At 70.0% G+C, this 24,687-nt stretch carries 18 protein-coding genes and 1 riboswitch; of the genes, 11 read left to right on the top strand and 7 right to left on the bottom strand.

Annotation, left to right across the window (positions count from 1 at the left end; all coding sequences use genetic code 11):
• Nucleotides 1-19: 19 nt before the first annotated feature.
• The 5 genes from cbiE (at nucleotide 20) to ATK36_RS25695 (ending at nucleotide 6,527) form a co-directional block, all read left to right on the top strand.
• Entirely contained in the window at nucleotides 20-1,183 is a 1,164-nt protein-coding gene (cbiE, locus tag ATK36_RS25715; RefSeq protein ID WP_098513838.1) for a precorrin-6y C5,15-methyltransferase (decarboxylating) subunit CbiE, read from the top strand.
• The gene (gene cobM, locus ATK36_RS25710; RefSeq protein ID WP_098513837.1) at nucleotides 1,180-1,941 is read left to right on the top strand and encodes a precorrin-4 C(11)-methyltransferase; all 762 of its coding nucleotides are present in this window, start codon (nucleotides 1,180-1,182) and stop codon (nucleotides 1,939-1,941) included. Before cbiE ends, cobM begins: the two co-directional genes overlap by 4 nt.
• 97 nt (nucleotides 1,942-2,038) lie before the next feature.
• Nucleotides 2,039-2,767 carry a cobalt-precorrin-6A reductase gene (locus ATK36_RS25705; protein WP_098513836.1) on the top strand — a complete coding sequence of 243 codons (729 nt, stop codon included), beginning with the start codon at nucleotides 2,039-2,041 and terminating at the stop codon, nucleotides 2,765-2,767.
• Complete coding sequence (bluB, locus tag ATK36_RS25700; protein ID WP_098513835.1) at nucleotides 2,764-3,408, top strand: 5,6-dimethylbenzimidazole synthase; 645 nt, start codon at nucleotides 2,764-2,766, stop codon at nucleotides 3,406-3,408. Before ATK36_RS25705 ends, bluB begins: the two co-directional genes overlap by 4 nt.
• Before the next feature lie 32 nt (nucleotides 3,409-3,440).
• On the top strand, nucleotides 3,441-6,527 hold the full coding sequence (locus ATK36_RS25695; protein WP_098513834.1) for an arabinosyltransferase domain-containing protein: 3,087 nt from the start codon (nucleotides 3,441-3,443) through the stop codon (nucleotides 6,525-6,527).
• Nucleotides 6,528-6,613: 86 nt separating this feature from the next.
• Here the strand turns inward: ATK36_RS25695 and ATK36_RS25690 are convergent, their stop codons facing one another.
• The 3 genes from ATK36_RS25690 to ATK36_RS25680 are packed head-to-tail and all read right to left on the bottom strand — an operon-like array spanning nucleotide 6,614 to nucleotide 9,854.
• Nucleotides 6,614-8,122, bottom strand: a complete 1,509-nt coding sequence (locus ATK36_RS25690; RefSeq protein ID WP_098513833.1) for a precorrin-2 C(20)-methyltransferase — start codon at nucleotides 8,120-8,122, stop codon at nucleotides 6,614-6,616.
• Entirely contained in the window at nucleotides 8,119-8,742 is a 624-nt protein-coding gene (locus tag ATK36_RS25685) for a precorrin-8X methylmutase (RefSeq protein ID WP_098513832.1), read from the bottom strand. Before ATK36_RS25685 ends, ATK36_RS25690 begins: the two co-directional genes overlap by 4 nt.
• Complete coding sequence (locus ATK36_RS25680; protein ID WP_098513831.1) at nucleotides 8,739-9,854, bottom strand: precorrin-3B synthase; 1,116 nt, start codon at nucleotides 9,852-9,854, stop codon at nucleotides 8,739-8,741. The genes ATK36_RS25685 and ATK36_RS25680 overlap by 4 nt, the downstream gene beginning before the upstream one ends.
• 381 nt (nucleotides 9,855-10,235) lie before the next feature.
• A riboswitch (cobalamin riboswitch) is annotated at nucleotides 10,236-10,308 on the top strand.
• Between the two features lie 54 nt (nucleotides 10,309-10,362).
• Here ATK36_RS25680 and cobN point away from each other — a divergent pair.
• On the top strand, nucleotides 10,363-14,010 hold the full coding sequence (cobN, locus tag ATK36_RS25675) for a cobaltochelatase subunit CobN (RefSeq protein ID WP_098513830.1): 3,648 nt from the start codon (nucleotides 10,363-10,365) through the stop codon (nucleotides 14,008-14,010).
• A gap of 664 nt (nucleotides 14,011-14,674) precedes the next feature.
• The gene (locus ATK36_RS25670) at nucleotides 14,675-15,868 is read left to right on the top strand and encodes a chitinase (RefSeq protein ID WP_098513829.1); all 1,194 of its coding nucleotides are present in this window, start codon (nucleotides 14,675-14,677) and stop codon (nucleotides 15,866-15,868) included.
• Between the two features lie 78 nt (nucleotides 15,869-15,946).
• Here ATK36_RS25670 and ATK36_RS25665 read toward each other — a convergent pair whose 3' ends face one another.
• From ATK36_RS25665 to ATK36_RS25650, 4 genes are all read right to left on the bottom strand, one after another.
• Entirely contained in the window at nucleotides 15,947-17,149 is a 1,203-nt protein-coding gene (locus ATK36_RS25665) for a dihydrofolate reductase family protein (protein ID WP_098513828.1), read from the bottom strand.
• Nucleotides 17,150-17,190: 41 nt separating this feature from the next.
• The gene (locus tag ATK36_RS25660) at nucleotides 17,191-18,423 is read right to left on the bottom strand and encodes an aldehyde dehydrogenase family protein (RefSeq protein ID WP_098513827.1); all 1,233 of its coding nucleotides are present in this window, start codon (nucleotides 18,421-18,423) and stop codon (nucleotides 17,191-17,193) included.
• 550 nt (nucleotides 18,424-18,973) lie between these two features.
• Nucleotides 18,974-19,657, bottom strand: coding sequence for a M50 family metallopeptidase (locus ATK36_RS25655; RefSeq protein WP_245915391.1), 684 nt, complete (start codon nucleotides 19,655-19,657; stop codon nucleotides 18,974-18,976).
• A gap of 188 nt (nucleotides 19,658-19,845) precedes the next feature.
• Complete coding sequence (locus ATK36_RS25650; protein WP_245915161.1) at nucleotides 19,846-20,805, bottom strand: DNA-3-methyladenine glycosylase family protein; 960 nt, start codon at nucleotides 20,803-20,805, stop codon at nucleotides 19,846-19,848.
• Between the two features lie 163 nt (nucleotides 20,806-20,968).
• Here ATK36_RS25650 and ATK36_RS33870 point away from each other — a divergent pair, with 163 nt between their 5' ends.
• From ATK36_RS33870 to ATK36_RS25635, 4 genes are all read left to right on the top strand, one after another.
• Nucleotides 20,969-21,145, top strand: coding sequence for a hypothetical protein (locus ATK36_RS33870; RefSeq protein WP_245915159.1), 177 nt, complete (start codon nucleotides 20,969-20,971; stop codon nucleotides 21,143-21,145).
• Between the two features lie 18 nt (nucleotides 21,146-21,163).
• Nucleotides 21,164-21,745 carry a class I SAM-dependent methyltransferase gene (locus ATK36_RS25645; RefSeq protein ID WP_281259088.1) on the top strand — a complete coding sequence of 194 codons (582 nt, stop codon included), beginning with the start codon at nucleotides 21,164-21,166 and terminating at the stop codon, nucleotides 21,743-21,745.
• Between the two features lie 10 nt (nucleotides 21,746-21,755).
• On the top strand, nucleotides 21,756-23,078 hold the full coding sequence (locus ATK36_RS25640) for a M20 family metallopeptidase (RefSeq protein ID WP_098513826.1): 1,323 nt from the start codon (nucleotides 21,756-21,758) through the stop codon (nucleotides 23,076-23,078).
• Between the two features lie 311 nt (nucleotides 23,079-23,389).
• Nucleotides 23,390-24,598, top strand: a complete 1,209-nt coding sequence (locus ATK36_RS25635) for a S1C family serine protease (protein WP_211291956.1) — start codon at nucleotides 23,390-23,392, stop codon at nucleotides 24,596-24,598.
• Nucleotides 24,599-24,687: the final 89 nt, after the last annotated feature.

The raw sequence follows: 24,687 nt of genomic DNA, 5'->3' as shown, positions 1-24,687 counted from the left end.
AGAGAACGCGTCGTCTAGCGTGGCGGACGTGCGCGAAAAATCACCCCGCCTGACCGTGGTCGGCATCGGTGCGGACGGCTGGTCGGGGCTGTCCGCGAGAGCGTGCGAAGCAGTGCTGCACGCCCACGTCGTCCTTGGTGCGCCGCGTCAGCTCGCGTACCTGCCCGCAGACGTGCGTGCGCGGCCATGGCCGAGCCCTCTGCTGCCAGCGCTCGACGAGGTGCTCGCCGAGTACGAGGGTCACCAAGTCTGCGTACTGGCCAGCGGCGATCCCCTGTTGTCCGGGATAGCCACCACGCTGCGCGACCGCGGCTACGAGATCGACGTCCTGCCCGCGTTGTCCTCCGCGACGCTGGCACGCGCGCGGCTCGGCTGGTCTTTTGAAGAAACCGAAGTGGTCACGGTCGTCGGGCGGGCTATCGATCGCGTCGCGCGGGCTCTCGCACCGAACCGGAAAATCCTGGTACTCGGCGGTAGCGTCACCGACCTGCGTGCATTACTCACCGAACGCGGCTATGGCAAGTCAACGCTGACCACGTTGGAGAATCTGGCCGCTGACAACGAACGGATCGCCGACGGCTGGGCACACGAGCCCGGTCCGCTGACGGTATTCGCACTGGTCTGCGATGGCCCGCGGCTGCCACTTATCGGGCTGCCCGACAGCGCGTACGAGCATGACGGCCAGCTCACCAAACGCGACCTACGCGTTACGGCACTGTCCAGGCTCGCCCCTGCGCCCGGTGAACTGCTGTGGGACGTCGGCGCAGGCGCCGGCAGCATCGGGATCGAATGGTCCCGCGTACACCCACTCAACCGGGCCGTCGCGATCGAGCGCGATCCGTCGCGTGCCGAGCGCATCACGCGCAATGCGAACGCTTTGGGCGTACCCGAACTGCAGGTGGTCACCGGCGCCGTGCCGGAGGTACTGGCCGGACTACCGCGACCGGATGCCGTGTTCATCGGTGGCGGCCTGACCGCGCCCGGAGCGCTCGACGCATGTCTCGCGACCGGCGCACGCGTCGTCGCGCATGGCGTGACTTTGGAAGCAGAACAGGTCCTCGCCGCCGCGTACGCGCGGCATGGTGGTGAACTACACCGGATCAGCGTGGAACAAGCAAAGCCGCTCGGCGGGTTCACCGGGTGGACCCCGTCGCGCACCGTGACCCAGTGGAGCCGGGAATGACCGTCTACTTCATCGGCGCCGGACCCGGCGCCGCAGACTTAATCACCGTACGCGGCCGAGATCTCCTCGCCCGCTGCATGGTGTGTCTATACCCGGGAAGCATGACGCCCACCGATCTACTCGCGTACTGCGCGCCTGAAGCCGAATGCGTCGACACGGCGAACCTGAGCCTGGACGAGATCGCTGCAAAGCTGGTTTCGGCACACCGCGCAGGGCACGACGTCGCACGGCTGTGTTCCGGGGATCCGTCGCTGTACAGCGCAGTTGCCGAACAGGCTCGCCGGCTCGAAGCGGAAAGCGTGCCGTACGAGATGGTGCCCGGCGTACCCGCCTTCGCCGCTTCTGCCGCCGTACTCGGCCGCGAACTGACGGTGCCCGGCATCGGCCAGAGCCTCGTCATCACCCGCGCGCAAGCTCGTTCCACCGCGATGCCGGACGACGAGACGTTGGCGAACTTCGCACGCAGCGGCGCCACCCTCGCGTTGCACCTCGCGATCAACCACATCGAGCGGGTCACCGAAGAACTCGCCGAGTACTACGGCGAAAATTGCCCGGCCGCCGTAGTCGCTCTGGCCACCCAGCCCGGCGAAACGGTCGTACGCGGCACCCTCGCCGATATCGCCGGACAAGCCCGCGCAGCCGGAATGACCCGCGCTGCCACGATTTTCGTAGGCCAAGTCCTCGCTGCCGCCGGATTCCCGGACAGCTTCCTGTATTCGAGCACCCGCGACCGCGCCACCCAACCGGACTCCCTGTGACCGCCCGGCTCTCGGCGCCCGGCATCAAGGCTGTGAAGGGTCCCTTCACAGCCTCTGAGTCCGTGAAGGGACCCTTCACAGCATTCGGACGCGGCCGATGACCGTCCTGGTGCTAGGCGGTACGGCGGAAGCACGTGCCCTCGCGGCACAGTTGCACGACCACGGCGTCACGGTGGTCTCATCGCTCGCCGGTCGCGTCGCACGGCCTCGGCTCCCAGTCGGCGAAGTACGCGTCGGCGGCTTCGGCGGCGTCGACGGACTCACCGCCTGGCTGCGGGAACACGACGTACGCGCGGTCGTCGACGCCACGCATCCCTTCGCGGAACGCATCGGCACCAACGCATTCCACGCGACCCAGGCCGCCGGCGTGCCGTTGCTCCGGCTCGCACGGCCGGGTTGGCAACCTCGCTCCGGCGACCGCTGGCATTGGGCAGCAGACCTCGACGAAGCAGCAGCGATGCTGCCCAATCTCGGCACCCGGGTCTTCCTGACCAGCGGACGGCAAGGGCTCGCCGCGTTCGCCAGGCTCGACGCGTTGTGGTTCCTGATCCGCTGCGTCGACCCACCCGGCCCCCCACTGCCGCGTCACCACGAAGTGCTGCTCGCCCGGGGACCGTACGAAGTAGCCACCGAACGCGCGTTGCTGACCGGACACGACATCGACGTACTGGTCACAAAGGACAGCGGCGGCGCGATGACTGCTGCGAAACTCACCGCTGCGCGCGAACTGGACTTACCCGTGGTCGTAGTACGTCGGCCCCCGAGGCCGCGCGCCGACCAGACCGCCGAAGTCGCCGAAGCAGTGAAGTGGGTGTTAGGCCAATGAATGAGCAGTTCTACGAAGTGCTCCACCGCCGTCGCGACGTACGCGGCGAATTCACCGGTGAGCCGGTCGACGAAGCCGTACTCACGCGGGTGCTGGCTGCCGCGCACGCCGCACCGAGCGTCGGCCTGAGCCAGCCGTGGGATTTCGTCCTCGTACGCGACCCCGAGACCCGCGAAGCATTCGCCAAGCACGTACACGAAGAGCGTGCGATCTTCGCCGATTCGCTCGACGGCGAGCGCGCGGAGACCTTCTCCCGGATCAAGATCGAAGGCATCCGCGAATCCGGCCTCGGCATCGTGGTCACCTACGACGAGCAGCGCGGCGCCCCGGCGGTACTCGGCCGGCACGCCATCGCGGACGCCGGACTGTACTCGGTGTGCCTGGCCATCCAGAACCTGTGGCTGGCCGCGACCGCGGAAGGCCTCGGCGTGGGCTGGGTGAGCTTCTACCGCGAACCGGTGCTGGCCGAGCTGCTCGGCATTCCGGCCGGAATCCGGCCGGTCGCCTGGTTGTGTGTGGGGCCGGTCACCGCGCTGGCCACCGCCCCGGATCTGGAACGCCACGGCTGGCGCCGCCGCGCGCCGTTGGCCCAGGTGCTGCACCATGAGCGGTTCGCCCGCCATGATCAGGGGTCGGAGTAAGCGCGAAGTGGGGACCCATTAGTTTTCCTCCGATGCGTCCGATCGCCGTAGTGCTGGGGCTGTTTTCGGCGTTGTGTGCCCTGGCCTATCCCTTCCTGCCGGTCGTGCAGGACACCGCCGAGATCGTCTGGCCGGCCGGGTCCGACACCCGGTCCGTCAACGCGCCCTTGACCGGGTACTGGGCCCAGGAGATGCGCGCCGACCTGCCGTGCGCCACCATCCGCTCGGTCGACGCACGCAGCACCGGCCCGGCACTGCTGTTCGGCACCGTGCCCGACGAGCGCACCGGACCACAGGCCGGCAACGGCGTCGGGCTGCAGCTGCGCGTGGACAACGGCGTGCTGGTCGCGTCCAGCCAGGGCCAGCAGATCGCGCAGCAGCCGCTGCCGCAGGACGGCTGCACGGTCACGCTCACCTCCGACGCACGCCAGATGACGCTGTCGGTGGGCACCACCCCGATCTTCCACACCACCGGCGACGTCCGGCCGCGCGTGGTCGGCATCTACTCGACGATCAGCTCGCTGCGCGATCCGATCGCGGGAGTGCACGTCTCGGTCACTCCGGACACCCGCTACCAGACCTCGCCGACCGCGCTGAAGCTCGTCATCGGCATCCTCGGCGTGCTGTCCCTGCTGGGCTGCCTGATCGCGGTGTGGCGGATGGACTCCGGGTTCGCCCGCCGGGCGCCGCGCTGGGCGCCGCTGGGCTGGTGGCGGCTGACCGCCCGGGACGCCACGGTGTTCGGCGCGCTCGGCGCCTGGGTCTTCATCGGCCCGGCGACCTCGGACGACGGCTACATCCTCACCATGGCCAGGGTCGCCGAGCAGACCGGCTACCTGACCAACTACCACCGCTGGTTCGGCGTCGCCGAGGCCCCGTTCGGCTGGGTCTACCACCTGTACGAGCTGATGACGCACATCAGCACCGTGCCGCCGTGGATCCGGCTGCCCTCCTACCTGCTCGGCGTGATCAGCTGGCTGCTGATCAGCCGCGAGGTGATGCCCCGGCTGGGCACGCAGGTACGCGGCAGCCGCGCGGCGGGCTGGGCCGCGGCCGCGGTGTTCCTGGTGTGGTGGATGCCTTACAACAACGGCGTGCGGCCGGAACCGGTGGCGGCGCTGGGTTCGCTGCTGGCCATCTGCGCGGTGGAACGCGCGCTGGTCACCCGGCGGCTGCTGCCGTTGTGCCTCGGGCTCACCGCGGCCGCGTTCACCCTGGCCGCGACCCCGACCGGGCTGATCGCGGTGGCGCCGTTCCTGGTCGCCGGACGGCCGTTGTTCAAGCTGGTCCGGCAACGCTCGGCGAACGGCTGGCTGCCGATCCTCGCGCCGATCGCCGCGTCCGGGCTGCTCGTGCTGGTCGTGGTGTTCGCCGACCAGACCTTCGCGACGGTCACCGAGGCCACCCGCATCCGCACCGCGGTCGGCCCGAACCTCTCGTGGTTCCAGGAACTCGCGCGTTACCAGCTGCTGTTCGCGGACCTGCCGGACGGCTCGGCCCCACGCCGGTTCCCGGTGCTGCTGGTGCTGCTGTGCACGGTCACCTGCCTGGTCGTGCTGCTGCGCCGCGGGCGCATCCCCGGCGCCGCGCTCGGCCCCAGCCGCCGTCTGATCGGCACCACGGCGCTGTTCTTCCTGCTGCTGGCACTCACCCCGACGAAGTGGACACACCACTTCGGCGCGTTCGCCGCGGTCGGCGCCTCGATGGCCGCACTGACCGCGCTCGCCACCAGCTCCACCGTGCTGCGCTCGAACCGCAACCGCGCGGCGTTCCTCGCCGTGCTGCTGGTGGTCGGCGCGCTCGCCGCGACCGGGCCGAACACCTACTGGTTCGTCTCCAGCCTCGGTGTACCGGGCAACGACTCGACACCGTCGGTGGCCGGCGTCCCGCTGTCCACCATCCTGCTCGCCGCGGCCGCGATCGCCGGGATCTACGCCTTCGTGGAGAACGTGCGTGCGCACCGCCCGGGGGCCGGGGCGAGCAAGCAGGAAGGCCGGAGCCGGTCGCTGCGGCTGGGTTCGCTGTCGCTCGTGGTGGTCTGCGGACTGGCTGCGGCCGGCGAGTTCTACTCGATGGTCATGGCGATCAACACCCAGAGCGGCACCTACAGCCTCGGCGCCGAGAACTTCCGGCACCTGCTCGGGGACAGCTGCAACCTCTCCGACCACGTGATGGTGGAGACCGACCCGGCGAAGAGCATGCTGCACCCGCAGGCCGAGCAGCGCACCGTCGCCCCGAAGCAGCCGGAGGATTCGCCGCTGCCGGAGCCGAACCGGGACAACGGCCGGACCCAGTTCGGCTTCCACACCGCCCCGATCGACGAGGACGATCCGCTCGCCCAGCCCCCGCACGGGTTCACCCGCCACGACGTGCCGATGTGGAGCAGCTACCTCGATCCGCAGACCCGCGCCGGACGGCTGCGCAGCGACTGGTACGCGCTGGCGGACAAGCCCGCGGACGGCCAGATCGTGGTGGCCACCGCCGCCCAGCCGCGCGGGCCGTCCTCGGTCAGCCTCGAGTACGGCGTGAACACCCCGGACGGCGTGAAGGTGCTGCGCAGCCAGTTCGCACTGCCGCCCGGCGCGGGCAGCGGATCCTGGAACGACACCCGGATCAACCTGCGCGACCTGCCGCCGCAGACCACCTCGGTGCGCATCGACATCGTGGACAACGACCTCACCCAGGACGGCTGGATCGCCGCGTCCGCACCCCGCGTGCCGACCTTCACCACGCTGACCGACAAACTGGCCGGGAAATCGGTCTACATCGACTGGCCGGCTTCCTTCGTCTACCCCTGCGCCAACCCGGTCACCTCGCACGACGGCATCTCCGAGGTGCCCGACTACCGGATCACCTCCGGGCGGCTCGCCGAGGAGTCGGGCTGGGCCTCCAGCACGAACGGCGGCCCCAACGGCTGGCTGGAGGAACTCGCGGACGAACCCGAGGTGCCCAGCTACCTGATCGGCCAGCCGAGCCAGTCCTGGGGCCAGCTCAAGCAGATCGAGCCGTTCACCACCGGGGTGGCCCCCACCGTCCGGCACGGCGAGCAGACCGTCTGGGGCTGGTGGTCCCCCGGACCCGGCCCCTCCCAGCCGAACGGCAAGGACGCCACCCGCTGAGCGTCACCCCGGCAGGAAAGCTGTGAAGGGTCCCTTCACGGACGTAGAGTCCGTGAAGGGACCCTTCACAGCCCTTGCCCGGGAGCTCAGGCGTAGGTGCGCGGAGTCCAGACGGTGGGCGCGCCGTCCGGCCCGGTCTCGACCACCGTCTTCGACGAGCCCACGATCAGCAGGCATCGCATGTCCACTGTGGAGGGATCGAGTTCGCCGAGCGTGGTCACCCGCACGTCCTCCTCCGGACCGCCGACGTCCCGGGCCACCACCACCGGCGTGCCCGGAGAACGGTGCCGCAGCAGCACTTCCCGCGCGGATTCGAGCTGGGTGACCCGGGTCCGCGACGCCGGGTTGTACAGCGCCAGCACCAGATCCGCGGCACCCGCCGCGTCAAGACGGCGTTCGATGATGTCCCACGGCTTGAGCCGGTCCGAAAGGGACAGGACGCAGTAGTCGTGCCCCAGCGGCGCACCCACCCGGGACGCCGCCGCCTGCGCTGCAGTCACCCCCGGCACCACGCGCACGCGCACACCCTTGCCGTGACCAGCCGAAACCTGTTCCAACACCGCCGAAGCCATCGCGAACACCCCTGGGTCCCCGGAGGAGACCACGGCCACCCGCGCACCCGAGGAGGCCAGCTCCAGCGCAGCCGCCGCACGATCGGCCTCGACCCGGTTGCCCGACGCATGGCGCTGCTGCCCCGCCCGCTGCGGCACTCGAGCGACATACGGGCCGTAGCCCACGACGTGGTCGGCCGCCGCCAGCTCCGCCGATGCCTCCGGAGTGAGCCACTCCGGCCCGGCCGGACCCAGCCCCACCACCACGACCTCGCCACCTTCGGCGTCCACATCGGACGACTCCGGTGCACCGTCCACTCGGGACCGATAGGCCGGGCTGGGCAACAGGGCCAGCGAGAAGTACGGCACGGTCTCGGGATCCACCTCGGCCAGCGGCTCGACCCGCTGCTGCCCCCAGGTGGCCCGCTCCACGTACCAGGCGTCGTCCAGCTTCCCGGATTCGGCCAGCGCCTCCCGCACCGAACCGAACGTCCGGCCCAGCTTCAGCACCGCCGCCGCGTCCGTGTCCGCCAGGCGCCGGGCCAATTCCGGCGCAGGCAGGGTGCCCGGCAGCACCGTCAGCACTTCGTCACGCTGCACCAACGGCCGCCCCAGCACCGACGAAGCCGCGCTCACCGACGTCACACCGGGCACGACCTCGGTCTCGAACCGGCCCACGAGCCGCTCGTGCATGTACATGTAGGAGCCGTAGAAGAACGGATCTCCTTCGCACAGCAGCACCACATCGCGCCCGGCGTCGAGGTGCTCGGCGAGCCGCTTCGCGCTCAGCTCGTAGAAGTCGGAGATCGCCCCCTCGTACCCGCCGGGGTGATCGGTCGTCTCGGTCGTCACGGGGTAGACGAGCCGCTCCTCGGCCTGTCCCTCCCGCAGATACGGCTCCGCCACCGACCGCGCGATGCTGCGTCCGTGCCGCGCACAGTGGTAGGCGATCACGTCCGCCTCGCCGATCAGCCGCGCTGCCTTCACCGTCATCAGTTCCGGGTCGCCGGGACCAAGCCCGACGCCGTACAACCGCCCGCTCATTCGACCGCACTCGCCATCGCGTTGACCGCGCCGACCGCCAAGGCACTGCCCCCACGCCGGCCCTGAACCACCAGGTACGGCGCGGGTGCCCGCTCGATCAGCTCCGCTTTGGACTCCGCGGCACCGACGAAACCGACCGGCACGCCGATGATCGCGGCCGGGGCGCCGGCCCCTTCGGCCAGCAGCTCCAGCAGCCGGAACAACGCGGTGGGCGCGTTGCCGATGGCCACCACCGAGCCGGGCAGCCGGTCGCGCCACAGCTCCAGCGCGGCCGCCGACCGGGTGGTGCCCATCCGCTCGGCCAGCCCCGGCACGCTCGGGTCGTCCAGCGTGCACACGATCTCGTTCGCCGCGGGCAGCCGCTTGCGCGTGATCCCGCTGGCGATCATCTTGGCGTCGCACAGGATCGGTGCCCCGGCTTCGAGCGCCGCGCGGCCCGACTCGACCACGTCGAGCGAATAGCGCAGGTCGTCGACCAGGTCGACCATCCCGCAGGTGTGGATCATCCGCACCGCGACCCCGGCCACGTCGCCGGGCAGAATCGCCAGGTCGGCCTCTTCACGGATGGTGGCGAACGAATGCCGGTAGATCTCGGCCCCGTCCCGCAGGTAGTCGATCACGCAAGTACCTTTCTCGCCAGCGCATCCGCCAAACCGGACGCCGGGGTCCATTGCCCGTCGACACGGTAGCCGCCGCCCTCGGCGACGACGTCGTGGTGTGCCCCGGAAGGCCGGCCGCACCGCCGCGCACACCCCGAAACGTGCACGCGGGCACCACGCGGCGTCACAGTGCGCGCGTCGGCCCGGACGTCCGCGAGCGACTTCGCGCACCCCGGCGCACCGATGCAGGCAGTGATCTCGGCTGTCGCCGGATCCGTCGACAGCCCCGCTTCGTGGAGCCGCTCGACCTCGGCCCCGCCCGGCAGCAGCACCGAACGCCACGGCGTGACCACGGCGTCACCGAATTCCGCGAGCACCCGCAGCTGCGCCGCGGTCAACAGCCCGAATCGCGGCGCGACGCCCACCGCCTGCCCGATCCGGCCGACCGTCGGATCAACCCGGCACGGACGCACTTCCGGCGCCGCCCGCGGCCTGTCCGGCAGCACTGCCGCCGGATTGTCCAGCTCGCCGATCCGCCACGCCGGACCTCGCACTCGCGCAAACGCTTCCGCGACCGTCACCAGCACGGACACCGCTTCCGCCCGGGAGACCGCCAGCCCCGAATCGAGGCCCGCCAGCAGCACCACCCCGGACGACGGCGTGACCGCACGCCAGCACACGTCCGCGCCCTCCCCGGCGATGTCGCCCCGGCCGTCGTCGAACGCGAACAGGAACCGCCCCGGCAGCTCCGCGAGAGCACGGCGAGCGCAGAGTTCGCGGTCAAGCTCCGCCGCCAGGCCACGGACGTCGGCCACGCCGCCGTGAATTCCGCTGAGCGGCGAGGCCAGCACGTTGCGGACGCGTTCATGCGCAGGCGCAGGCAGCAGTCCCGCCTCGGCGAGCCGACCGGCCAGCCCGGCGCGCCGGACCCCGCGCAGCTGGACGTTCCCGCGCGAGGTCAGGTGCACGTCGCCGTCGCCGAAGTCTTCCGCGCACGTGGCCAGCGCCCGCAGCTGCGCCGCCGGCACCACGCCACCGGGCAGCCGCACCCGGGCCAGCGGGCCGTCCGCCGCATCATGGGTGGCGAAAACCCCCGGACAAGCGTCCGCACGCACTCGCGACATGGCGCTCACTCTAACCCGACTCACCGCACGCGACTTCACGATCGGAAACGCGTTCATACGCGCTGCCGAGACGGGAGAGCGCTGCCGAACCCGGACGTCCGGGCACACCTCGCCTGTCCGCTGTCTCGATCGACACAAAACGTACGTGTACGTTAATCTCCCCGAGAGAACCACCGACGTACTCTCCACAGGATCGTCCCAGCGGGCAAAACACCAGGTACCGGCGCCTGATGCGGCCCGCCTCGCCGTTCACCGGTCCCGCGGGGAGCGCAGCAACCGGGCGCCGCGGCACCGCACCGTGACCAGCCCGCCACGGAAATGCGGATCCCGTCACCTTGACGCCGCCCCCGCGCCCGGCGAGAGTGAGCAGGAACCACACGTCGGCCTGCGGAGGAACCCGGTGCGAGTCCGGGACGGTCCCGCCACTGTGACCGGGTGCCCGGCACCCGGGAGCCAGGAACTCCGGTCCGGCGTGCCCGACGACCCGGGGCGCGGACACCCCGAGTGAGGAACCCCCGTGATCCTGCTGCTGTCCACTTCGGACACCGATCTGCTGAGCGCACGGGCGAGCGGGGCGGACTACCGGCTCGGCAACCCGTCCCGGCTGCCGCTCGCGGACCTGCCGGACCTGCTGGATGGCGCGCCGATCGTGCTGGTCCGCATCCTGGGCACGCCCCGGACCTGGCAGGAAGGCCTCGACACGCTGCGTGCCTCGGGCGCGCACGTGATCGTCCTCGGCGGGGAGCAGACCCCGGACGCCGAGCTGATGAAGCTCTCCACCACACCGGCGGGCATCGCCGCGCAGGCGCACGCGTATCTCGCGCAGGGCGGGCCGGAGAACCTCACTCAGCTGCACCGGTTCCTGTCCGACACGCTCCTGCTCACCGGTGAAGGCTTCGAACCGCCCGCCGAACTCCCGTCGTGGGGCGTCCTGGAGCGGCCGGTCCCCGCGGCGGACGGTCCGGTGATCGGGATCCTGTACTACCGCGCGCACCACCTGTCCGGAAACACCGCGTTCGTGCACGCGCTCGCCGACGCCGTCGAAACGGCCGGTGGGCGGGCGTTGCCGATCCACACCGCGTCCCTGCGGACCCGTGCCCCGGAGATGATGGCCCAGCTGGGCAAGGTCGATGCGTTGCTGGTCACCGTGCTCGCCGCGGGCGGGACGCGGCCGTCCGAGGCAGGCGCGGGCGGGGACGACGAATCGTGGGACGTCGCGGAGATGGCCGCGCTGGACGTTCCGGTGCTGCAGGCGTTGTGCCTGACCAGCGACCACGAGACGTGGCAGGAGAACGACGAGGGCCTCTCGCCGCTCGACGCGGGCAACCAGATGGCGGTACCCGAGTTCGACGGCCGGATCATCACCGTTCCGTTCTCCTTCAAGGAATTCGACGACGACGGCCTCCCGCGCTACGTCGCCGACACCGAGCGTGCCGCGCGGGTCGCCCGGATCGCGCTCGCGCACGCGCGCCTGCGTCACACTCCGCCCGCTTCCCGGCGGATCGCGCTGATGCTGTCGGCGTACCCGACGAAGCACTCGCGTGTCGGCAACGCGGTCGGTCTCGACACCCCGGCGTCGGCGATCAAGCTGCTGCGGCTGATGCGCGAACGCGGCTACGACCTCGGCGCGGAGACGTTCCCCGGCGTCGACCCGACCGGCACCGACCAGCCGGACGGCGACGCACTGATCCACGCGCTGATCGAAGCCGGCGGTCAGGATCCGGAATGGCTGACCGAGGAGCAGCTGGCCGGCAACCCGATCCGGGTGCCCGCCGCGCGATACCGCTCCTGGTTCTCCCAGCTGCCCGCCGCGCTGCGCGAGGCGATGGAGGAGCAGTGGGGCCCGGCGCCCGGCTCGCTGTATGTCGACACGTCGGCAAACCCCGAGGGCGACATAGTGCTGGCGTCGCTGCAGTCGGGCAACGTCGTGCTGATGATCCAGCCACCACGCGGGTTCGGGGAGAACCCGGTGGCCATCTACCACAACCCGGACTTGCCGCCGAGCCACCACTACCTGGCCGCGTACCGCTGGCTGGAGGAGGAATTCGGCGCGCACGCCGTGGTGCATCTGGGCAAGCACGGTTCGCTGGAATGGCTGCCCGGCAAGACCGCCGGGCTGTCCGCCGAGTGCGCCCCGGACGCCGTGCTCGGCAATCTGCCGCTGGTGTACCCGTTCCTGATCAACGACCCCGGCGAGGGCGCGCAGGCGAAACGGCGGGCACACGCGACGATCGTCGACCATCTGGTGCCGCCGATGGCACGCGCCGAATCGTACGGCGATCTGGCCCGGCTGGAGCAGCTGCTCGACGAGCACGCCAACATCGCCGCGATGGACCCGGCGAAGCTGCCCGCGATCCGCGCGCAGATCTGGACCCTGATCCAGGCCGCGAAACTGGACCACGACCTCGGCGTCGACGCCCGGCCGCACGACGCGGAGTTCGACGACTTCCTCCTGCACATCGACGGCTGGCTGTGCGAGGTCAAGGACGCCCAGATCCGCGACGGCCTGCACATCCTGGGCGAGGCGCCGGTCGGCGAGGCGCGGGTCAACCTGGTGCTGGCCATGCTGCGTGCCCAGCAGATGTGGGGCGGCAAGCAGGGCGCCGTGCCGGGCCTGCGGTCCGCACTGGGGCTGAAGGAGAACTCCGACGCCCCACTGTCCGAAGTGGACACCATCGAGAGCACCGCCCGGTCGCTGGTCGCCGCGATGGAGGCGCGCGACTGGTCGCCCGCCGCCGTGCCCGCCGTGGTCGCCGAAGTCTGTGAAGGGAGCCTTCACGGAATCAGAGTCCCTGAAGGTTCCCTTCACAGCCCTTCCGCGGACGTGGCCGCCGTACTGACCTTCGCCGCCACCGAGATCGTCCCGCGGCTGGCGGGCACCTCCGGCGAGATCGACGCGGTGCTGCACGCACTCGACGGCGGGTACATCCCCGCCGGGCCGAGCGGTTCGCCGTTGCGCGGCCTGGTGAACGTGCTGCCGACCGGCCGGAACTTCTACACCGTGGACCCGAAGGCGATCCCCAGCCGGCTGGCCTGGGAGACCGGCCAGGCGCTCGCCGACTCGCTGCTGCGCCGCTACCGCGAGGACAACGGTGACTGGCCCCGTTCGGTGGGCCTTTCGGTCTGGGGCACCTCGGCGATGCGCACCTCCGGCGACGACGCCGCCGAAGTCCTCGCCTTGCTGGGCGTGCAACCGATCTGGGACGAGGCGTCCCGGCGCGTCACCGGCATCGAGGCCATCCCGCTGTCCGAACTGGGCCGCCCGCGCATCGACGTGACGGTGCGGATCAGCGGCTTCTTCCGGGACGCTTTCCCTCACGTGATCGCCCTGCTCGACGACGCCGTCCGCCTGGTCGCGTCACTGGACGAGCCGGAGTCGTCGAACTACGTCCGCGCCCACGTCGCCGCGGACGTAGCTGCACACGGCGACACCCGCCGTGCGACGACCCGGATCTTCGGCTCGAAGCCCGGCGCCTACGGAGCCGGCCTGCTGCCCCTGATGGACTCCGGAAACTGGCGCGACGACAAGGACCTGGCCGAGGTCTACGCGGTCTGGGGCGGTTTCGCCTACGGCCGGGACCTCGACGGCCGGCCCGCCCGCGAGGACATGGAAACCTCGTACAAGCGGATTGTGGTGGCCGCGAAGAACACCGACACCCGCGAACACGACATCGCCGACTCGGACGACTATTTCCAGTACCACGGCGGAATGATCGCCACCGTCCGCGCCCTGACCGGCACCGCACCCACGTCTTACGTCGGCGATTCGACCACCCCCGACGCCGTGCGCACCCGCACTCTCGGCGAGGAAACGGCCCGCGTGTTCCGCGCCCGGGTGGTGAACCCCCGCTGGCTGTCGGCCATGCGGCGGCACGGCTACAAGGGCGCCTTCGAACTCGCCGCGACCGTCGACTACCTCTTCGGCTTCGACGCCACCGCCGGCGTGGTCGGCGACTGGATGTACGAGAAACTGACCGAGTCCTACGTCCTGGACGAGGTCAACCAGCAGTTCCTGAAGGACGCCAACCCCTGGGCCCTGCGCGGCATCATCGAACGCCTCACCGAAGCCGCCGACCGCGGCCTCTGGTCCACTCCGGACCCGGACCTGCTGGCCCGGATGCGCGAGGTATACCTGACCTTGGAAGGCGATCTGGAGAACGACTGAGGTTCCGGTCCCGCCGGGGGTTCCCTCTGGCCTGGCGGGCTTGCCGGGCTGGCGTCTTTGGGGGCTGTGGGCTGTCCTGGCAGAGGGCTGTGGCCGCCGGTCACAGCAACGGCCATGGGCCGCCCAGGCAGAAGCCTCCCAGTAAAGGCCGGCCCGTCCCGACGAAGGGCTGCGGCGGCCCGGGTCACAGCAACGGCCATGGGCCGCCCAGGCAGAAGCCTCCCAGCAAACGCTGGCCCGTCCCGACGAAGGGCTGCGGCGGCCCGGGTCACAGCAACGGCCATGGGCCGCCCAGGCAGAAGCCTCCCAGCAAACGCTGGCCCGTCCCGACGAAGGGCTGCGGCGGCCCGGGTCACGGCAGACAAGTCCCCATCCGGCCAGTCCCCTTTCCCCTCCAGCCCAGCCCAGCCAATCCCGGCGCCACATCGGCCACCCAGCCTCTCCCCGGCGACACTCCCGACTACACACCGGACCACCACCCTCCGGCGGTCCTCCCCCGAATGCCCGGAAACCGTTGCGCCGCAAGGGTGAAGTGACCCCTCCGGATTCCGGCATAACCCCCGAACACCCCACCCGCCGCCAGTTCCCGCCACCCGGCGCCTTGACTTGGCAATGGTCTAGTCCAATGCTTACCGCACTCGTCCGCTCGACCGACGGAGGACAGATGCAACGAAGCAGACTGGCCGCCCCTCTTGTCGCCGCCATCACCGTGCTCGGCACAGCCGGTGCACTGACCGCGACGGCTCAAGCGCAGCCGGAAACACCGTCACTCAGCAGCAATTGGTACGCGTCCGCGCCGTACCTGATGCCGCAGAACAACAACCCGCCCGACCCGGTGACCGTGATGAACGCGACTGGGCAGAAGGCCTTCCAGCTCGCCTTCATCCTCGCCCCCGACAGCGGTGGCTGCACACCGACCTGGAGCGGCACCACGGCATTGCCGGACGACGCCGCGGTCGCCGGCGCGATCGGCAAGATCCGCGGCAACGGTGGCGACGTGTCCGTTTCCGTCGGCGGTTACACCGGTACGAAGCTCGGCCAGACCTGTGGCACGGTGGACGCGACCGCCGCCGCATACCAGCAGGTCGTCACGAAATACCAGCTCAAAGCCATCGACTTCGATCTGGAAGAACCAGAATACGAGAACACCGCGGCCATCGCCAACGAATTGGGTGCGGCCAAGAAACTGCAAACGGACAACCCCGGATTGTTCGTTTCGGTGACCATGCCCGGCACGTCCGCGGGCACCGGCTGGTTCGGCACGCAGCTGCTGGATCAGGCGAAATCGATTGGTTTCACCCCGGCGAACTTCTCCATCATGCCGTTCGACGGAGGGTTCAACGGCGCGTCATCCCAGGTTTCGGCATTGGAAGCGTTCCACGGGCTGCTCCAAAGCCACCTCGGCTGGGACAGCGCGACCGCGTATGCACACGAAGGCTTTTCCGGGATGAACGGAAAGTCCGACGCTTCGGAAATCTTCACCGTCTCGGATTTCCAGACCGTCTACGATTACGCGACGACACACCACCTCGGCCGATTCACTTTCTGGTCGGTGAACCGCGACCGTCCCTGCGCCGGCACGACGGACAACGGTGTGTGCTCGAACGTCCAGCAGAACGACTGGGACTTCACAAAATTCACCACCAGGTTCGCCGGCGCCACGCCGCCGCAAACGAACCCACCCGCCGACCCGCCGGGCACCTGCAACGCAACGGAATGGCAGAAGCCTCAGGTATACACGGGCGGCAGCACGGTCAAGCACAATGGACACAAGTGGACCGCCAAGTGGTGGACGCAGGGCGAAGAACCCGGCGCCACCGGCGCGTACGGAGTCTGGACTGACAGCGGCACCTGCTGACCCCGCGACCGTGCCCGCCGCACCTGGCGCGGCGGGCACGGCTGGCACGGCACAAACCCTTGCCCGGCACCAAAACCGTCAGGGGCGTACGCCCGGCAGGTGGGTATTGACCCGGCGTACGTCGGCAGCCAGCGCCGGAACCTCGATCACCCGCCGTCCAGCCGCCGTGAGCCACTCCACCCCTTCGCAGTCAACGAACAGCGACGGCTCCCGCCACGCCATGACCACCCGGGGAATCGGACTCTCCAGAATCAACTGCGTACAGCTCTTCGGATGCGACGCGCGCGCACTGCACGGCTCAAGCGAGCTGTACATGGTCGCCTCAGCCAACCGCGGATCGTCCGGCGCCACCTTCGAAAGCGCGGCCTCCTCGGCGTGATTGCGCGGGTCGCCTTCGCCCGAATGCCCGGTCGCGAGCACCGTGCCATCCGGCAGCCCAATCACCGCCCCCACCCGAAACGTCGCGCTCGGCGGACACCGGTCGGCAAGCTCGATGGCCTCCCGCAGCCGCCGCACGTCAAGCGCCGACGGTTCGTCCGCCGCCCGATAATGCAACACCGCCACGTCACCCAGCCGCCGTACCCCGGTCAGCTCCAACGGCCGCGGAAACGCCCCACCAGCCAAGAACCGAGGCGCCCGCGGATCCCCGACGATCAGCGGCGCAACCGCAAGCCGCACCTCATCGGCCAACCCCTCGTCGAGGAACCGAGTGTGCACCGCCCCACCCCCCTCGACCAGCAACTTCCGGACGCCCCGCGCGGCGAGATCGTCAAGCACGTCCCCCAGCCACCGTGCCGCACCGCTCCCTCCCGCCCCGACAAGCCCTTCCTCAACCGGCCGCGCCCCACCGGTGGTTGCGTCAGCCCCAGCGCCGACCTCCACACCTTCGGACGGTGGGATAGTTACCACGGTCGCCACCCCAGCCAGCCCATCAGCGACCCCCGGCGGCGCATAGACCAGCTTCGGCGCGTCACCGGTTGTGAAGAAGTGGGCGGCCGGGTCCAGTTCTCCGCCGGCGGTGATGGTCACCTTGATCGGCTGCTCCGGTTTGCCCGCCGCGAGACGCTCCTGCCGCAACTCGGCAGAACGCACGAGTAGCCGGGGATTGTCCGCACGCACCGTGCCCGCACCGACGAGGATCGCGTCGGCTTCGGCGCGCAACCGGTCCACCTCGGCGAAATCGTCCTCATTGGACAGCAGGAGCCGGGTGTCGCTCGCGTCGTCGAGATAGCCGTCGAGGGACTGCGCCGCGGACAGCAGGACGTGCGGCCGCCCGGTCATCGTGCCCGCTCGATGGAGTGCATGCGGTCCCCCGGATCAGGTCACGCCGGCAACACGGCGTATTGGCGGACGTACAGGTCGGTGTAGGTCACCGGCCCTCGTGGTCCCGGAACCCGGTCCAGGTTGATCCCCGTCTCCGGGACGGCGAGCAGCTTGAACCCGTCGAGCAGCCGGGTCGGCGCGTTCCAGAACACGCCGGTGCCGGTGTAGCCGTCGAAGAACGCAGTGGCCGCGTCCGGATCCTCGGTGGCGATCCCCGCCGCGAGGCCGGACGTTCGCTCGTTCGCGATTTCGACGGCGTCGGTGAGATCACCCACCTTTTCCACCGTGACGGTCGCTTCTCGCTCAGAATCGAGCGCCCACTCGTAGCCGATCGGGTGCTCGTGCGGAGCAAGCGACGGGGTGACCCGACGTTCGGCCAGCGCCGTTTCGATCAGCGGCCACACCGCATCGTGCACTCCCTCGTGGATCAGCAGCAGGTTGAGCCGGTTGCAGACACCGAGCCGATCGAGGCTCGCGTACACGAGGTCACGCGCCTTACCGGCGTCGGCCGCGGCGTCGATGTACAGCACACCTCCGCCGTCCGCGTGCGCGAGCGTCCGCACGCCGTGTACCGCAGCCTCGGTCGCGAGGGCGCGAGTGCTGTCACCGCTACCGCGCAGGATCACCAACGGCACCAGCCCCGGCAGCCGCACCAGCGCCGACGCCGCCGCCCGCTCGACCCGCGGCACGAGCTGCACCACGTCCGGATCGATCCCCGCCGCTTCGAGCGCCGGTGCGATCACCACGTCCCGCAGCCGCTGCGCGGACCCGAGCGCCGCCGAGCCCGTACGCAACACGCCGCCGTTACGCGACTTCACCAGCTGCGAGGCGACGTCGACGGTCACGTTCGGCCGCGCCTCGTAGTTGGCCCCGATCACCCCGACCGGACGGCGCCGTTCCACCAGCTTCAGCCCACCGTCCAATGTGGACACGTCGACGGACCGCTCCTGGTGCGGCGCCCCGGCCAGCAGCCGGAGCTGCCCGGCCATCCCGTCGAGCCGCTCCGGCGTGATGGCGAGCCGGTCGAGCAACCCGGCGCTCATCCCGTCCGCCTCGGCCTTGGCGACATCGGCCCGGTTGGCGTCGAGCACCACGTCGCGGTGCGCGACCAGCCGCTCGGCCATGCCCAGCAGCGCCGCGTCCACCGCCTCGTCGCCGGCCGCCGCCAACGACAGCGCAGCCGCCTTCGCCGCCCGAGCACACTCCTCGACGGCCTTCGCGACCTCGTCCATCGTCTTGCTCCCTCCGCAGGTCAGGCAGATACCCAGTCTGCCGTATCGGCCCACATCGGAAGACGACGGGCTCATCCCCCGGGACGCAGGCCACACCCACGAGGTCACTCGCCTACCCGCGAGTGGCCTCCTCACCACCGCCAGGCGCGGCAACCACACCCGACCCGCCGCGAGCACAAGGCCGACAACCCCAACCCACGCGCACGCCCGTCTGCCCGCATATCGCACCGCCGCAGCCGTCCCCGCGCCAAAGCCGCTGCGCAGGCCGACACAAAGCCGCCAGCGGTCCGCATCGTGAACGTCCACAAGCGCAAGTACTGGCAGCCGAGGCAAGCACCACAGCCAGAGTCCAGAACCAACGCAGGCTGCCAAGAACCCGAGCACCCAAGACCAACGCAGGATGTCAACGAGGGAGCGTCCAGACCCCACGCAGGCCGCAAACAGCCCGAGCGCCTTAGCCTGCCGGCACACAGCACAGGCGCACCCAGCCCGCCAAGGTCGACAGCGCTGACTCACCTCAGTCAGTAGCCAGCCGGCAACGCGAACGCCCTCAATCAGCCAGCGGTTGCAGCAACCACAGCCCACCTGAGACAACGCAGCTGAGGGTCAGCACCCCGAACACCAGTACCCACAGCACCGCGGGCACGCCGGTGAGCCGGCCCAGCTGATCGGCGTCGGAGTCACGGGCCTGGCCGAGCCGCCGCTTCACCTGCAGCTCGACAATCGGCCGGACCCCGCCGAACAGCAGGAACCAGGTCAGCAGGTACACGAACGGCGCCTGGACCACCGTCGGAGCGACCAACGCCACCAGCCCCAGCACGACCGCGCTCGCGACCACCGTGAACACGCCATGCGCGTTGCGCACCATGATCAGCACGCCCAGTAGCAACAGGGCGACCAGCACAAGCACCGCAGTGACCAGGTCCGCGCCCACCAAGGTCGCGAACAACAGACCCAGCACCGAGGGCGCGACGTACCCGGCCATCGCGGTGAACGCCATGCCCGGTCCCTCGGGCCGGCCACGCGAGACGGTCACCCCGGAGGTGTCCGAGTGCAACCGGATCGACTGCACTCGCCGGCCCACCAGAACCGCGGCGAGCGCGTGACCCGCCTCGTGGACCAACGTGACCACGTTGCGCGCGAATCGCCACGGCGTCCCGCCGACGAACACAATGAGCAACGCAACCACACCGGTCACCAAGGTGATCACGCTTGGCGTGTTCGCCTGATCCAGCGCTGCACCGACCGTTCCGGTACCCGCCGCCGCAGCGGCACCGGACAGATCTCCGGCAGCTGGGCGAGCACCGAGAACCGACGAAGCAACGAAGGCGGCAATCACGCCGACACCTCACCACAGATCGCATCTGGCCCATGTGAGCGCCCAGGCGCGGGTCATCCGCGGCTGTTCGGTATAGGCGGGCCTCAGTTCATGGCGGCTCCCTCCTCCGCAAAGGTGCCTGTGTCAGCCGATTTCGTCCGCTCCGACCTTCCTTCCTGCACTGGCCGGCCCCGGTGGAGCCGGAGGAGGTAGGCCACCCACGACCGGTACGGCCGCCATTCGCCGGCCAGCTGCTCGAGTTCCGGGACCGAGGTGCCGGCCGGCAACCGGTACTGCTCCCGCATCGCCTGGTGGAGATCGGTGTCCGCGCGAGGGAACAGATCCGGGTGCCCGGCTCCGCGCTGCAGGATCTGTTCAGCGGCGAACGCGCCGATACCGGGTATGGAGCAGAGCTCCGCCAGAGCGTCGGCAATGGGCATCGCACGGAGGTGCTCGGCGTCGAGGAGTCCCTCGCTCGCCGCCCGCGCCACCGCACGCAGCCGCGCGAGCCGCAACCACCCCAGCCCAGGTTCGTCCGACAGACAGGCCAGCACGGCCGGCGAAGGAAAGGAGGCCAAGCGGAAATCCTCGTGCTCGACGATCCGGCCATGCCGCTCGACGAGCCGCGCCCGGAACCGCTTTGCCTGCGCAGCCCGCATACCCTCGGTGAGGACCGCCCAGCAGGCTGCCTCGTAGGGTGACGAGGACAGCACTGGACGCACTCCGGGATGGCGGGCCATCAGCCGCCACACCACCGGATCCCGTACCGCCACCTCCGGAAAACCCGACCCGTCTGCGTCCAGGGACAAAATCCGGCTCACCTGTCCGACGACGCGAGCGGCCACCTCCACCGGCGCGATGACCTCGGCCTCCACCGTGCACGGCGATCTCCGCCGAACCGCGGCACCGGTGTGCAGCCAGAGCCCGTCCACCGGGAAGGCCAGGCGGATCGCGTCCGGACCGGAGCCAGGGCACTGGCGGGCCGCGGCAGCCGGATCGAAGGCACCGTGCACGGCGATCTCGCCGATCGGCAGGTCGATCGGCAGCAGGATCGGGGCACTCATCTGTCGTCCTCCTTGCTGGCCTCCGCGAGTCGGGGACCGCGCCTATGACGTTAGACAAAAGATCGGCCAACAGGGCCGTCGAACGCCTGATCGGCGCTGTTTTCACCTGAACGAGCTATCTGAGTGGGCGGCATACTGCCGGCATTCGAAGGAGAGGACCGCCGTGCCCCACCTTCCGAGCGCCCAGGAGCAACTCGCCGCCCTGGTGCGCAAGCCAGCCGGAGCCGCTGACGGATTCGTGGACGTCCTCGGCGAAGCACCCCAAGCAGGTCTGTCCACCGGACTCGCCCAGCGGCTCATGGGCACAGCCCTGCTTCCCCGAGTTTACGAGCGCTATTGACGGCAACTGGCCGGCCGAGTGGTCAAAGGCGTTACCGGCAGCATGGACGAGGAAGTGCGGCTGGCCACCGAACTGCTCGGATTGCAGCCTGGCGCGGTGGTCTTGGATGTCGCGTGTGGCACAGGCCGTTTCACGCACGCCTTCGGTGACGCGGTGGGTCCAGATGGGCTCGCTATCGGTCTCGATGGCACCGTCGGCATGCTTTCGCGCGCACTCGACGAACCCTATCCACCCACCGTCGCCTACCTTCGCGCCGATGCGGTCCAGCCACCTCTCGAATCGTCCACTGTGGATGCAGTCTGCTGCTTCGCCGCACTGCACGTATTCGCCGAGCCCGAACGTGCCCTCGACTCCTTCGCCCGGGCGGCCGAATCGTACTGCTCACCAAGGCGCGTCAAGACTGGCAGCCTGCCCGATTCGTTGACACAGCAGGAGGAATCGTCAGCGGGCAGCGGATGTTCGACCGCGGGGAGATCGCGGCCGGGCCCGCGTGCACGAGGGTTCCAAGACGTGTGGGAGCGGTACTTCGGACTGGCTCAGCTCGTGTCCGGAGGTCTGGCGGACGGGGAGCGATCGGTTTTTGTCGGACCCCGGGGTTAGCATTCGCCGCATGACCCACGCCGCACCCGTCCCGCCCGACGACAGCCACCTCCGCGCCCTGATCGAAGCCACCGCCGACGCCGTGGCCGCCGCCGAACCTCTCGGCTCCGGCCACGCCGGAGCGCCGGTGGAAGTCCGTGCTGCCGTGGAACGGGAAGTGCACGCGCGGGCAGCCGAACTGGTCGCACTCAGTCAGGATCTGCACGCGCATCCGGAAGAGGGGTTCGCCGAACATCGTTCTGTGCGGGCGTTGGCGGAGTTGCTACGAGCGCACGGCCACGAGGTGACAGTCGGGCTCGGCGGTCTGGACACCGCCATGCGCACCGGGAGCAGCGGTCAGGAAGGCCCGCACATCGCCGTCCTGTCCGAGTATGACGCCTTGCCCGACCTGGGCCACGGCTGCGGGCACAACGTCATCTGCACGGCCGGCGCGGGCGGGTTCCTCGGCGCGGCAGCAGTCGCCGAGCAGCTCGGCGGACGGGTCTCGCTCATCGGCACGCCGGCGGAGGAAGGCGGTGGTGGCAAGGAAACCCTCGCCAGAGCAGGCGTTTTCGACGACGTCGACGCAGTGATCATGCTGCATCCGTTCAGCCATGACATCGCTTTGCACCCGTTCCTCGGGCGCCGTCAGCTCGAGATGGTCTTTCACGGGGTCGGCGCGCACGCGTCCGCGCAGCCTTTCATGGGCCGCAACGCACTCGACGCCGCGGTGGCCGCTTACCAGGGTGTCTCCGCCCTCCGCCAGCAGTTGCCGTCGACCGACCGGGTCCATGGTGTGTTCACCGACGGTGGCGCGCGGCCGAACGTCATCCCCGCACGGGCGGCGTTGTTGTTCTATCTGCGTTCGGCGGATCCGGAGACGCTGCGGGACCTCGCTCGCCGGATGACCGCGATCGCCCACGGCGCAGCCGAAATGACCGGCTGCGGAGTGGAGCTGCACTGGGATCGGCAGCCGGCGTACCTGCCGATCCGGTTCAACACCACGCTCGCCGGCCGATGGACTGTCAATCAGGCGGGCACCGGCCGTACCCCGTTGCCGCCGGGCATCGTGCCGGAATTCCTGACCGGATCGACGGATCTGGGCAACCTGTCGTACCGGATGCCCGCTCTGCACCCGATGATCGCCATCTCGGAGCCGACGGTCGCCTTGCACACCAAGGAATTCGCTGCGGCTGCCGGTTCCCCCGCCGGGGACAAGGCGGTCGTGGACGGCGCGCTGGGGCTGGCGCTGACGGTCGCGGACTATCTGGCGGACGCGGACCTGCGAGCGGCAGTGCACGAGGAGTTCGAGGCAGCGGGAGGTGCATTGGACGTACCCGGGTTCTTCGACTGAGCTTCGCGGGGCCTGCCGCTGCCGACAGTGCTGGGGCGGGCCGGATCAGTTTCGACGCGCAGAGTTCGACACGCAGGGGACGTACCCAGACGTGCACTCGTGAGGGGAGAGGAGGAGACCGGCTGGGCTGGGCTGGGCTGGGCTGGGCTGGGCTGGGCTGGGCTGGGCTGGGCAAGCATGCCCCGACTCAGGCCGCACGAGCACCGCGGGACCGGCTGAGGAATACCTGAGGATTCTCAGCTGATTCTTCTCAGCAAAGCCCCAGGGATTTCCACAGGATTCTCACAAGCTGGGGCGCGAATCTCGGTTCCATGAGCGAGAACGAGAGCCGGCCCGGCCCCGCCGCCTCCGGTGGGCACCAGCCGCACCAGCACGATGAGCAGCAGTACGGGCAGTACGGGCAGTACGGACGTCAGCAGGCCGGGCCGTACCCGCTCTCTTCCGGACAGGCGTCGCCGCAGGGTGCGGCGGGAACGTCAGGCGGGCAGCCGCCGGGTTATCCCGGGCAGCAGGCCGGCCAGGCTGGCGGCCTTCCGTACACCGCATCAAGCCAGGCAGCCAGCCAGCCGCACCCCACGGCCGGTCAAACCGCCATCCCACCGCACTTCGGCCAACCCGCGGCAGGTCCGGTTCTCTCGCCGCCCGGTGCGCAACCGCCCGCCGCATTGGCGGGTGCAGGACGGAAGCGGACCGGACGGATGACCGCGATCATCGGTGCGACCGCGCTCGCGGCGGCGCTCATCGGCGGTGGAGCCGGGGCGGCGATCGTCGGGCTCACCGGCGGTGGCTCCGCCGGGGCGGCGGCAACCTCGTCGTCGGTCACCGGGCAGACGGTCAGCGACGCCACATCCTCCGGGGACGTCAGCGCGGTCGCGGCGAAGGTCGTGCCGAGCGTCGTGCAGGTCAACGTAACCACGTCGCAGGGCGAGGCGATCGGCTCCGGGGTCATCCTCACCCCCGACGGCCGGATCCTCACCAACGCACACGTCGTCGAGGGGGCCCAGAACGTCACGATCACCACGTCGGACGGGAAGAAGTACCAGGCCAGTGTGGTCGGCTCGGACACGAAAGGCGATATCGCGGTGCTACAGGCCCAGGGCGCCGACGGGCTCACGGCGGCCACGCTCGGGGATTCCAGCAAGCTCGTCGTCGGGCAGGAGGTGGTCGCGATCGGGTCGCCGGGCGGGCTGCAGAACACGGTGACCAACGGCATCGTCAGCGCGCTGAACCGGCCGCTGTCCGATGTCGGCGGCAACAAGCAGCAGCAGAGCCCGTTCAGCAGGCAGACCTCCAACGGCACCTCGGCCCCAAGCTACACCGCGATCCAGACCGACGCCTCGATCAACCAGGGCAACTCGGGCGGCGCGCTCGTGAACGCCCAGGGCCAGGTGATCGGCATCAACTCCGCGCTCTACAGCCCCAGCGCGTCGGCCAACGGTTCGGCGGGCAGTGTCGGGATCGGCTTCGCCATTCCGATCAACGACGCGAAGACGATCGTGGACCAGATCGTGAACGGCTGACCGGATCCGGGACGGACCGCGGTCGGGGCGGTCCATCCCGCACCTCTGCTGCCGGGGGCAGCACGGGAAACGAAGGCCGCTCTCCCCGG

The organism is Amycolatopsis sulphurea, from assembly GCF_002564045.1.
GTDB lineage: Bacteria > Actinomycetota > Actinomycetes > Mycobacteriales > Pseudonocardiaceae > Amycolatopsis > Amycolatopsis sulphurea.
This window is presented reverse-complemented; position numbering and strand designations above follow the sequence as displayed.

Excerpts from the sequence above, each read along its gene's own strand:
- cobM (WP_098513837.1), top strand. The coding sequence starts at position 1,180 with ATGACCGTCTACTTCATCGGCGCCGGACCCGGCGCCGCAGACTTAATC.
- ATK36_RS25705 (WP_098513836.1), top strand. The coding sequence starts at position 2,039 with ATGACCGTCCTGGTGCTAGGCGGTACGGCGGAAGCACGTGCCCTCGCG.
- bluB (WP_098513835.1), top strand. The coding sequence starts at position 2,764 with ATGAATGAGCAGTTCTACGAAGTGCTCCACCGCCGTCGCGACGTACGC.
- ATK36_RS25695 (WP_098513834.1), top strand. The coding sequence starts at position 3,441 with ATGCGTCCGATCGCCGTAGTGCTGGGGCTGTTTTCGGCGTTGTGTGCC.
- ATK36_RS25690 (WP_098513833.1), bottom strand. The coding sequence starts at position 8,122 with ATGAGCGGGCGGTTGTACGGCGTCGGGCTTGGTCCCGGCGACCCGGAA.
- ATK36_RS25670 (WP_098513829.1), top strand. The coding sequence starts at position 14,675 with ATGCAACGAAGCAGACTGGCCGCCCCTCTTGTCGCCGCCATCACCGTG.
- ATK36_RS25665 (WP_098513828.1), bottom strand. The coding sequence starts at position 17,149 with ATGACCGGGCGGCCGCACGTCCTGCTGTCCGCGGCGCAGTCCCTCGAC.
- ATK36_RS25660 (WP_098513827.1), bottom strand. The coding sequence starts at position 18,423 with ATGGACGAGGTCGCGAAGGCCGTCGAGGAGTGTGCTCGGGCGGCGAAG.
- ATK36_RS25650 (WP_245915161.1), bottom strand. The coding sequence starts at position 20,805 with ATGAGTGCCCCGATCCTGCTGCCGATCGACCTGCCGATCGGCGAGATC.
- ATK36_RS25640 (WP_098513826.1), top strand. The coding sequence starts at position 21,756 with ATGACCCACGCCGCACCCGTCCCGCCCGACGACAGCCACCTCCGCGCC.
- ATK36_RS25635 (WP_211291956.1), top strand. The coding sequence starts at position 23,390 with ATGAGCGAGAACGAGAGCCGGCCCGGCCCCGCCGCCTCCGGTGGGCAC.